Source organism: Helicobacter pylori (genome assembly GCF_001998165.1).
Classification (GTDB): Bacteria; Campylobacterota; Campylobacteria; order Campylobacterales; family Helicobacteraceae; genus Helicobacter; species Helicobacter pylori_DL.
The window spans coordinates 1-9,337 of the sequence record NZ_MTWR01000024.1 but is presented as its reverse complement, the minus strand read 5'-3'; the positions used below and the strand labels follow the sequence as shown (position 1 = coordinate 9,337).

Annotated in this window: 8 protein-coding genes; 4 read left to right on the top strand and 4 right to left on the bottom strand. The window is 39.8% G+C overall.

Annotated elements, in window-relative coordinates:
- Positions 1-139: 139 nt before the first annotated feature.
- Positions 140-976: an HrcA family transcriptional regulator gene (locus BZK24_RS03595; RefSeq protein WP_077656592.1), complete on the bottom strand. Its 837-nt coding sequence runs from the start codon at positions 974-976 to the stop codon at positions 140-142.
- 219 nt (positions 977-1,195) lie between these two features.
- Here BZK24_RS03595 and BZK24_RS03590 point away from each other — a divergent pair, with 219 nt between their 5' ends.
- Both BZK24_RS03590 and BZK24_RS03585 read left to right on the top strand, forming a co-directional pair.
- Positions 1,196-1,825 (top strand): class II aldolase and adducin N-terminal domain-containing protein, encoded by a 630-nt coding sequence (locus tag BZK24_RS03590; protein WP_171972392.1) that lies wholly within the window; start codon positions 1,196-1,198, stop codon positions 1,823-1,825.
- A 20-nt stretch (positions 1,826-1,845) separates the two neighbouring features.
- Entirely contained in the window at positions 1,846-2,142 is a 297-nt protein-coding gene (locus tag BZK24_RS03585; RefSeq protein WP_077656590.1) for a hypothetical protein, read from the top strand.
- A gap of 9 nt (positions 2,143-2,151) precedes the next feature.
- Here BZK24_RS03585 and BZK24_RS03580 read toward each other — a convergent pair whose 3' ends face one another.
- The gene (locus BZK24_RS03580; RefSeq protein WP_171972391.1) at positions 2,152-4,035 is read right to left on the bottom strand and encodes a motility associated factor glycosyltransferase family protein; all 1,884 of its coding nucleotides are present in this window, start codon (positions 4,033-4,035) and stop codon (positions 2,152-2,154) included.
- A 60-nt stretch (positions 4,036-4,095) separates the two neighbouring features.
- Positions 4,096-5,640, bottom strand: a complete 1,545-nt coding sequence (locus tag BZK24_RS03575; RefSeq protein ID WP_000010012.1) for a flagellin B — start codon at positions 5,638-5,640, stop codon at positions 4,096-4,098.
- Positions 5,641-5,805: 165 nt separating this feature from the next.
- Between BZK24_RS03575 and topA the strand changes: the two genes are divergently transcribed.
- The gene (gene topA, locus BZK24_RS03570; RefSeq protein WP_077656588.1) at positions 5,806-8,016 is read left to right on the top strand and encodes a type I DNA topoisomerase; all 2,211 of its coding nucleotides are present in this window, start codon (positions 5,806-5,808) and stop codon (positions 8,014-8,016) included.
- A complete protein-coding gene (locus BZK24_RS03565) occupies positions 8,009-8,935 on the top strand; it encodes a radical SAM protein (RefSeq protein WP_077656587.1) in 927 nt (308 codons plus the stop codon). The genes topA and BZK24_RS03565 overlap by 8 nt, the downstream gene beginning before the upstream one ends.
- 134 nt (positions 8,936-9,069) lie before the next feature.
- On the opposite strand, the gene BZK24_RS03560 is transcribed toward BZK24_RS03565, so the two are convergent.
- The coding region (locus BZK24_RS03560) for a DUF874 family protein (RefSeq protein WP_143424374.1) at positions 9,070-9,337 on the bottom strand (268 nt) is incomplete at its 5' end.

The following is a 9,337-nucleotide window of genomic DNA, read 5'->3' as shown; positions in this document are numbered from 1 at the left end:
CTTTCTTCATGGCTGGGTAATAGTGGGTTAGTGGGGCGTTTTGGGGTGTGGTTTGCCGCACTCAATAAAAAATATTTTGGGTATCTTTCATTGATTAATTTACCCTATTTGGCGTGGGTTTTATTCCTTTTATACAAGGCTAAAAACATTCCTCCTTAGAAATCGTTTGAAAAAACCCTTCATAATCGCATTCTAGTTTCCCCACGCAAAGCAGTTGCATCCGCTCGTTTTGAAATTCTATGGGGCGTGTTACTAGCATGCAATCAGGCTCTATAAAATGCAACCCCTTTTTGAAACGCTCCAAAACCTTACCCCCTAAAATGTCAAAAAATAAAGGGTTGTTTAAAAGCGTTTTTAATCCCATTAGATTAAAGCGTGTGATTTGTGTGTTGGAATACTCCAAACGCTCTAATTGTCTGGCCAAACTCAACGCATTGACAGAAGCAGCGATTGAACGCACTTCTTTAACGCTTTTGCCCACAAGTTCTAATAAAAACTTCTCCATTTTAACGCTGTAACCCAGCGCGCAAGAAAACGCCAAAAAGTCCAAAATCAAAAAGCGTTTTTCGCATTCAATGACTCTTTCTAAACGCTCCAAACTGGGTTTTTTTAACAGCGTGAAAAGCCCAAAGTTTTCACTCGCACTTTTTAAGCGTTTTTCATTCACCTTTAAAACTTCAAAGCGCAACGACTTTTGCCAATAGTTTTCAAACGCCTTAAAAGTGGGCAATCTAGCACCGCTAGAATGGGCTTGATAGAGCATGCCTTCTTTAGAAAGGATTTGAAAATAATTCCTGATCGTCGCGCAAGATATTTTCAAGTTTGCCAACTCTTTCAAGCGTTTAGAGCTAATGGGTTCTAAAATCTGCAGATAGGTTTTAACAAACGCATCTAACAAACTCTCTTTTTTATTCAAATCAGAACCTACTTTAATTATTCTTAACATCATTATTTGAAAAATCTCGTCAATCACCATTCTTGATGAAAGAACCCTCGCATTATAGCGCAAAAAGTTAATAATCTATCACTTGTTTTGAAAAAGTGATAAAAATTACCCGATTTTTCTTTAAACTTTAGTCTGTATCACTAAATTTATTTACTAGCATTAAATTAGGATTTTTTATAGAATTGATTTAATTTAGATCTGTTGGGCAACTAATACCTTTTATTAAAAAAACTTGTTATCATGCTAAACATGAACACACACACAAGAGGCATTGATAGCGGGCTGATTCGTTCGCTCCAAAGCATTTCATTATCCATGTTTAGAAAGGGTTTTTTTGGGCTTTATCAAGGCTCCATTTCGGCGCGCATTGGCACCAATCAATTTGTGATCAATAAAAGAAACGCTGTTTTTGATCAATTGAATGAAAACACCTTACTGGTCTTGCATGACAAGATAGATTACCGCTGGAAAGAAGCGAGCCAGGATTCGCCCATTCATGCGAGCGTGTATAGGGAGTTTTTGGACGCTAAATTCATCGCTTACGCGCGCCCTCCTTATAGTTTGGCGTATTCCTTGTGCCACAACCGATTGCTCCCTAGAGATTATTTAGGGTATCGTTCTTTGGGCGAAGAAATTTCCATTTTTAACCCCAAAGACTATGACAGCTGGCAAGAAAGAGCGGATACAGAAATTTTACGCCAACTGCAAGAGAGCAAAAAATATTTTGTTTTCATTAAGGGGTGTGGGATTTTTGCCTACCACAGAGAGCTTTCTAAACTCATGGAAGTTTTTGATTTGATTGAAAACTCATGCAAGGTTTTACGATTGGGCGATTTAATGGATTATTGCTATAATGATGATCCACGATTGAGCGTGTAAAAAGCTAAAAAGGATAAAACATGACCATCAACACCCATTACACCCCTAATTTCACACAGCTCCAAACCTTGAACAATATCAATAATGACGCAACCATAAAAGATAGGAATCAAGTAGAGCAGGATTTACAACAAAGCAATATTCAAGATGGTTTCAGCCAAGATAATGCGCCAAACGCCCCTGATTTTGACCGGTTACAAGCTTTAAACGCTATCAATAATGACGGCACAATCAAAGACAGATCCCAAGTTGAAAAAAGCCTTATTGATGGCGAAAATACCCCTGAAATTTATTCCAGCCTAGACACATACGCTTAAAAAGGGGTTTTACCATTCTTTTAAAGCCATTTTGATCGCTTCTACCACGCAATCCATCCCGCCCGCTAAACTAAAAAGCCAGTATTTGTGCGCGTAAATGTATTCTAATTGCTTAGCCCTTAATTCGTCTTCATTATTCGTTTTTTTACACACGATTTCAGCGATATGCAATTCCTGGTGGAAGATGTAAGATTGTATCGCATCCATAAAATACGAATTGAATCGCTTGTCGTCAAAAAGCTCTTTAATGTTGTCAATTTCAGCGCTCAAATTTTCTAATTCTTCAAAATCCAACTCTTCTAATTTTTTTTCTTCATGAAGCTTTTCCACTTTTTCTAAAAACTCTGCCACTTTTAAAAACACTCTTTCAACTTGCGTTTTTTTCTCATTGGCGTATTTGATGATTTCTTCGCATTTTTGCTTAGCGATCTTTAAGTTTTTATCTTGCTCTGATTGGGTGGGATAAATAAGATTGATAGGAGGCTTTGGCTTGGATTTATCTATTTTTTCGCACACTTCTTTAAAGGGCATTTCTTTAGTCCCTTTAATCCTAGCCCCCCCTTCAGTAGCGTTAATGACTTCTAATTTATAGGGCGTGTTGAAAATATCTTTTTCAAAAAATTCTAAGAAAAGTTTCCACACTAAAGTGGTTTCTACTTCCCCGTTACCCCCATATTTTTCTATAAAGATCTTGTCTTTATCTTTTTTAGGCTTGATCTCTCTATCGCCATAAATCGCCCCGCTAGCGTGGCTGTTACCACTTTGTGAGAAGCTCAAATCTTGCCCGATAAACACGCATCTTTTGAAACGAGAATGCACCACTAATTCATACGCCATGTTCGCTGCGCTCATGCCTATGCCCACATAGCCATACTGGTGCAAACCAAAAAGGTTGGTGTAACCAAAAGGGCGGAAGCTGAATTGTTTAACCCCCTTTTTAATCGCTTGAATCAATCGTTTATGCACAATGGAAGTCAGAGCAAAAATAACGCCTTCTTGAAAATCTAAGGGGGTTTCTTCGTAGAATTTCGCCGTTAAATCCACCCTTTCTAAAGACAGCACAATATCAGGCTTGATACCGGCTCTGGCTAGAATAGGGAAAGAAGCGTCTATGCAAAAAAGCGTGGCGTAAGGAGCGATTTCTTTTAAAAGGGGGAGCTGCTTGTTCAAACTGGGCCCGGTTGAAACAATGATAGCGGTGTCTCTGTTTTTTAAAGCGTTCACAAAATCCACTAAACTAGGGCTTTTGATGACTTCAGGCAAATTAGCGGCATGCTGTTTGATGCCTATGAGCGCGTCTTTAGCGTCATTGCCCACGCTAATAGCGCCATGCTCTAAAGCGTGCGTGAAATGCTGGTTGATTCCTATCATTTGATGAGAGTATCGTTCATAATAAGCGTTAAAAAGTTTTAAATCATACATTCTTGCGTATAAACGAGACTTTTTATCCATATCAAACAATGAAGCGATCATGTTGTAATTGCAAAAACTTGCATGCAATAAAATCAAACGATTTTCTAAAATCTCAGTGGAAAAATCCAAAAGATTCAGCACAATGAAAATAACCTCTATTTCAGGCTCAATGACCACCAAGCGTTTTAAATTGCCATTACCTAAAAGCAAGCGATAAAATACCCCATTACCCAAGCCAAAATAATACAAATAAGGATAAAGCATGTAAATTTCGCTATTTTTGTATAGCTCTAAGCTTGAATCTAGCGGGCTTTTTTCAAATAAGGGCGTGTTTGTTTCTTTATCTAAGAGGTTGAAATTCGCGCTATCATTCCCCAAAAACACTTCGTATTTTTTGTTTTCTTTAATGGCTTTGAGCTGTGCGAACAAAAGAGGGTCTTTTTTGAAAAGAGCTTGTAAGTTTTTTTGATAAATATCCATCATTTTAACTTATAAAAATAACTTATAAAAAGGGCTAACGCCCCCTTAAATTAAGGGCTGTTATTGTAAAAGCCTTAAGACATTTTGTTGCACCGCATTCGCTTGCGCCATAGCAAAACTCCCGCTTTGCGCCAAAATATTGTATTTAGAAAAGTTCGCGCTCTCTTCAGCAAAATCCACGTCTCTGATTTGAGACTCAGCCGCTTTAACATTCACTTGGGTTACAGAAATATTGTTAATGGTGGTAACCAATTCCATTTGCACCGAACCCATATCCGATCGGATCTTGTCTAATTGCGTGCGCGCTGAATCCGCCATGTCCATCACAATCATCGCCCCCTTAAGGCTTGTTACTCCGGCTCCTATACCTTGAGAATTGGTCTCCGCTTGCGCGCCATTAGCGTTCGCCCCGGCTGCTGAAGCCACATTCGCATCAAAAATACCCCTAACCGCTCTCAAATTCACGGTGTATTCTGCCACCCCTTGAGCGGAATGAAAGCCCACATGGCTAAAATTCACACCGCTCACGATAATGTCTCTAGCGTCGGTCCTCGTCAAGGTTAAGCGCCCAATAACCGCATGCTGTGTCCCAGAAATCCCCGCAAAATTCCCTCCCCCAAAAACCTGACCGCTCGCGCTCGCTGCATGCACTGAAATCGCGCGCCCATCAATGGAGTGCAAATTAATGCGCCCTTGAATATCCATGCTCGCTTCCACGCCGGTCCTGTCTTTGACGGAGTTGATCGCATTAGTCAATCTGCCATCAGCGTCGTTTTTATGCACATCATTCACGGTTCCAATTTCTACGCCATTAATGGTGAGCTCCCTCACGGTTCCTGATTGCACCGGTGTGCCGCCGGTAGCCATGACATTATAAGAAGCCCTAACGCCTAGAGTGTTAGAAAAGCGATTGATGATCTCGCTTAACGCTCCAATCCCAGTGCCAGCACTTGTGGAAATGCGCACGGTTTCAATCTTATAATCATTCACGCCATTGACTTGTTTGAAATTCAAACCCACTTCAGTCAAGTTTTGCGCCGCCGCGCTAGCGAGCATGCCTGCACCGCTAAAAGAGGAAGTTTCCATGCGCACATGCCCGATCTTATCCGAACTCGTTGAGCCAATAGACGCCTTAACCGTGGTGTTAGAATACGCGCCAATTTGAAATTCTTTGTTAGAAAAACTTCCTGAAAGCATTTGTTGGCCGTTAAAGCTTGTGGTGTTAGCGATATTGTCCAATTCTTCTAACAACCTTTGAATATCGCTCTGGAGCGCTCTTCGGCTTTCTAAAGTTTGCCCGTCTTGAGCGGCTTGAACGGCTTTGGTTTTAATGGTGTCTAAGATTTTGATTTGCTCATCCATCGCTTTATCAGCGGTTTGAACCATACCAATAGCGTCATTAGCGTTGCGGATCGCTTGACCCAAATTCGCGCTTTGACTCCTTAAGCTATCAGCGATCGCCATCCCACTAGAATCGTCAGCGGCTTTATTGATCCTAAGCCCTGAGCTTAACTTTTCAAGCGAGCTTGAAAGGTCTCTGTTGTTTTGAACCCCTACCGCATGAGAAGTTAAAGCGGCGATATTGGTATTTATCCTAAAACTCATGTTTGCATCCTTTGCATAGATATTTGCTGTTAGTCAAGCAAAGGGTGTTCCAACTCTTTGATTTTTAGCGCTGTTATGGTTTTTATGGTTTAATAGGGCGTTTAGTCAAAATTCTATGCTACAATCATTCATTAATAGGTATAAACATTTCATTAAAGGCGTTCCATGAAGCACCTTATTATTGTAGAATCCCCCGCAAAAGCCAAAACCATTAAAAATTTTTTGGATAAAAATTACGAAGTCATCGCCTCTAAAGGGCATGTTAGAGATTTATCCAAATTCGCTTTAGGCATTAAGATTGATGAAACCGGCTTTACTCCTAATTATGTTGTGGATAAAGACCATAAAGAGCTTGTCAAACAGATCATAGAGCTTTCTAAAAAGGCATCTACCACCTATATCGCTACCGATGAAGACCGAGAAGGGGAAGCGATAGGCTATCATGTGGCATGTTTGATTGGGGGGAAATTGGAGAGCTATCCTAGGATTGTTTTTCATGAGATCACGCAAAATGCGATTTTAAACGCTCTAAAAACCCCACGAAAAATTGACATGTCTAAGGTCAATGCCCAACAAGCCAGACGCTTTTTAGATCGGATCGTAGGCTTTAAATTAAGCTCGTTGATTTCATCAAAAATCACTAAAGGTTTGAGCGCTGGGCGAGTGCAAAGCGCGGCTTTAAAGCTTGTGATTGATAGGGAGAGGGAGATTAAAGCCTTTAAGCCTTTAACCTACTTCACGCTAGACGCTTATTTTGAGTCGCATTTAGAAGCGCAACTCATTAGCTATAAGGGCAACAAACTCAAAGCCCAAGAGCTTATTGATGGAAAAAAAGCTCAAGAGATTAAAAACGAATTAGAAAAAGAAAGCTACACTATTTCTAGTATTATTAAAAAATCTAAAAAATCCCCCACACCGCCCCCTTTCATGACTTCTACTTTACAGCAAAGCGCTTCCAGTCTTTTAGGCTTTTCGCCCACAAAAACCATGAGCATCGCTCAAAAATTGTATGAAGGCGTAGCCACCCCGCAAGGGGTTATGGGGGTGATCACTTACATGAGGACCGATAGCTTGAACATCGCTAAAGAAGCTTTAGAAGAAGCGAGGAATAAGATTTTAAAAGACTATGGCAAAGACTACTTACCCCCTAAAGCCAAAGTCTATTCCAGCAAGAGTAAAAACGCCCAAGAAGCCCATGAAGCGATCAGGCCCACTTCTATTATTTTAGAGCCAAACGCTTTAAAAGACTACCTTAAGCCTGAAGAATTAAAGCTCTATGCTTTAATTTATAAACGCTTCTTAGCTTCTCAAATGCAAGACGCTCTTTTTGAAAGCCAAAGCGTGGTTGTGGCTTGCGAAAAAGGCGAGTTTAAAGCGAGTGGGAGAAAACTCCTTTTTGATGGCTATTATAAAATTTTAGGCAATGACGATAAGGACAAATTGCTCCCTAATTTAAAAGAAAATGACCCCATTAAATTAGAAAAACTAGAGAGCAACGCCCATGTTACAGAACCCCCAACACGCTATTCAGAAGCGAGTTTGATTAAAGTTTTAGAAAGTTTAGGCATAGGCAGACCCAGCACTTACGCCCCAACGATTTCTCTTTTACAAAACAGAGACTATATTAAGGTAGAAAAAAAGCAGATCAGCGCTTTAGAGAGCGCTTTTAAAGTGATAGAAATTTTAGAAAAGCATTTTGAAGAAATCGTGGATTCCAAATTCAGCGCTTCTTTAGAAGAGGAATTAGACAATATCGCTCAAAATAAAGCCGACTACCAACAAGTCTTAAAGGATTTTTACTACCCCTTTATGGATAAAATTGAAGCTGGGAAAAAAAATATCATCTCTCAAAAAGTGCATGAAAAAACCGGCCAATCATGCCCTAAATGCGGAGGGGAATTAGTCAAAAAGAATAGCCGTTATGGGGAGTTTATCGCTTGCAACAATTACCCTAAATGCAAATACATCAAACAAACTGAAACCGCTAATAATGAAGCCAAGCAAGAATTGTGCGAAAAATGCGGAGGGGAAATGGTGCAAAAATTCAGCAGAAACGGGGCGTTTTTAGCTTGTAATAACTACCCTGAATGCAAAAACACCAAATCGTTAAAAAACACCCCTAACGCCAAAGAAACAATAGAAGGCGTGAAATGCCCAGAATGCGGAGGGGATATTGCCTTAAAAAGGAGTAAGAAAGGCTCGTTTTATGGCTGTAACAACTACCCTAAATGCAATTTTTTATCCAACCATAAGCCCATCAACAAGCGTTGCGAGAAATGCCATTATTTGATGAGTGAAAGAATGTATCGCAAAAAAAAGGCGCATGAATGCATCAAATGCAAAGAACGCGTGTTTTTAGAGGAAGAGAATGGCTAAAGAAAATCCGCCTGTCGTTTTTGGGCCTGTTTTATCCAGGCGTTTTGGGAAGTCTTTGGGCGTGGATCTATCGCCCTCTAAAAAACAATGCAATTACAATTGCATTTATTGCGAGTTGGGTAAAGCCAAGCCCATTGAACGCATGGAAGAAGTGATCAAAGTGGAAACCTTGATTAACGCCATTCAAAACGCCCTAAACAACCTTGCTACCCCCATTGATGTTTTAACCATTACCGCTAATGGCGAACCCACGCTATACCCTCATTTATTAGAGCTTATCCAAAGCATCAAGCCTTTTTTAAAGGGCGTTAAAACTTTGATTTTAAGCAACGGCTCACTCTTTTATGAGCCAAAAGTCCAACAAGCCTTAAAGGAATTTGACATCGTTAAATTTTCTTTAGACGCTATTGATTTGAAGGCCTTTGAAAGAGTGGATAAGCCCTATTCTAAAGACATTGACAAGATTTTAGAGGGGATTTTGCGCTTTTCTCAAATCTATCAAGGGCAACTGGTGGCTGAAGTGTTGTTGATTAAAGGCGTGAATGATAGCGCGAACAACTTAAAACTCATCGCTGACTTTTTAAAAAAAATCAATACCGCTAGAGTGGATTTAAGCACCATAGACAGGCCCTCAAGCTTTAAAGCCCCAAAATTAAGCGAAGATGAATTATTGAAATGCTCTTTGTTTTTTGAAGGGCTTTGCGTGAGTTTGCCTAAACGATCCACTGCTCAAGCCAAAAAATTGATTTCTTGCGGTATAGACGAATTGCTCGCTTTAATTTCCAGGCGCCCTTTAAGCGCAGAAGAAGCCCCCCTAATCTTAGATTCTAACACTTTTAAACACTTAGAAACTTTGTTAAACCATAAGCAAATTACGATTAAAAAAGTCGGCTCTTTGGAGTTTTATTGCGCGTTTTAACCTCCATTTGTAAGTTTTACCTTACTTTAGGGAGCTTAAGCTTTTAAAAAGGTTCTCTTTTATTACCAAATAACGCCACCATAAAAAATCAAAAGCCGACAGATCATTAAAAACTTGGTGTAATATTTTAATCGCTACATCCCTTTACTATAACCATAACCCGCTTTTTCTGCTTTTTTTTCAGTATTAGCCGCTGCTTCTATTTCTTTACTAACATCAGCAAATATTTTTTGAAGGAACAAAAGGCTTTGAGAGGTTGAAAGGTGGGCTTGTGGGTCTGGTTTTAAACTCCTCATTTCAAGCATTTTAGCTTGAGCTTTAGAGCGTATTTTTAGATTTTCTTTTTGCCATTCTTCTGCAACGTTAAAATCTCTAGGGTCTAGCTCTAAATAAGCGATAGAA

Bases quoted from the DNA above. Each gene is read 5' to 3' on its own strand.
- BZK24_RS03595 (WP_077656592.1), bottom strand. From the start codon at position 976: ATGGTGATTGACGAGATTTTTCAAATAATGATGTTAAGAATAATTAAA.
- BZK24_RS03590 (WP_171972392.1), top strand. From the start codon at position 1,196: ATGAACACACACACAAGAGGCATTGATAGCGGGCTGATTCGTTCGCTC.
- BZK24_RS03585 (WP_077656590.1), top strand. From the start codon at position 1,846: ATGACCATCAACACCCATTACACCCCTAATTTCACACAGCTCCAAACC.
- BZK24_RS03580 (WP_171972391.1), bottom strand. From the start codon at position 4,035: ATGGATATTTATCAAAAAAACTTACAAGCTCTTTTCAAAAAAGACCCT.
- BZK24_RS03575 (WP_000010012.1), bottom strand. From the start codon at position 5,640: ATGAGTTTTAGGATAAATACCAATATCGCCGCTTTAACTTCTCATGCG.
- topA (WP_077656588.1), top strand. From the start codon at position 5,806: ATGAAGCACCTTATTATTGTAGAATCCCCCGCAAAAGCCAAAACCATT.
- BZK24_RS03565 (WP_077656587.1), top strand. From the start codon at position 8,009: ATGGCTAAAGAAAATCCGCCTGTCGTTTTTGGGCCTGTTTTATCCAGG.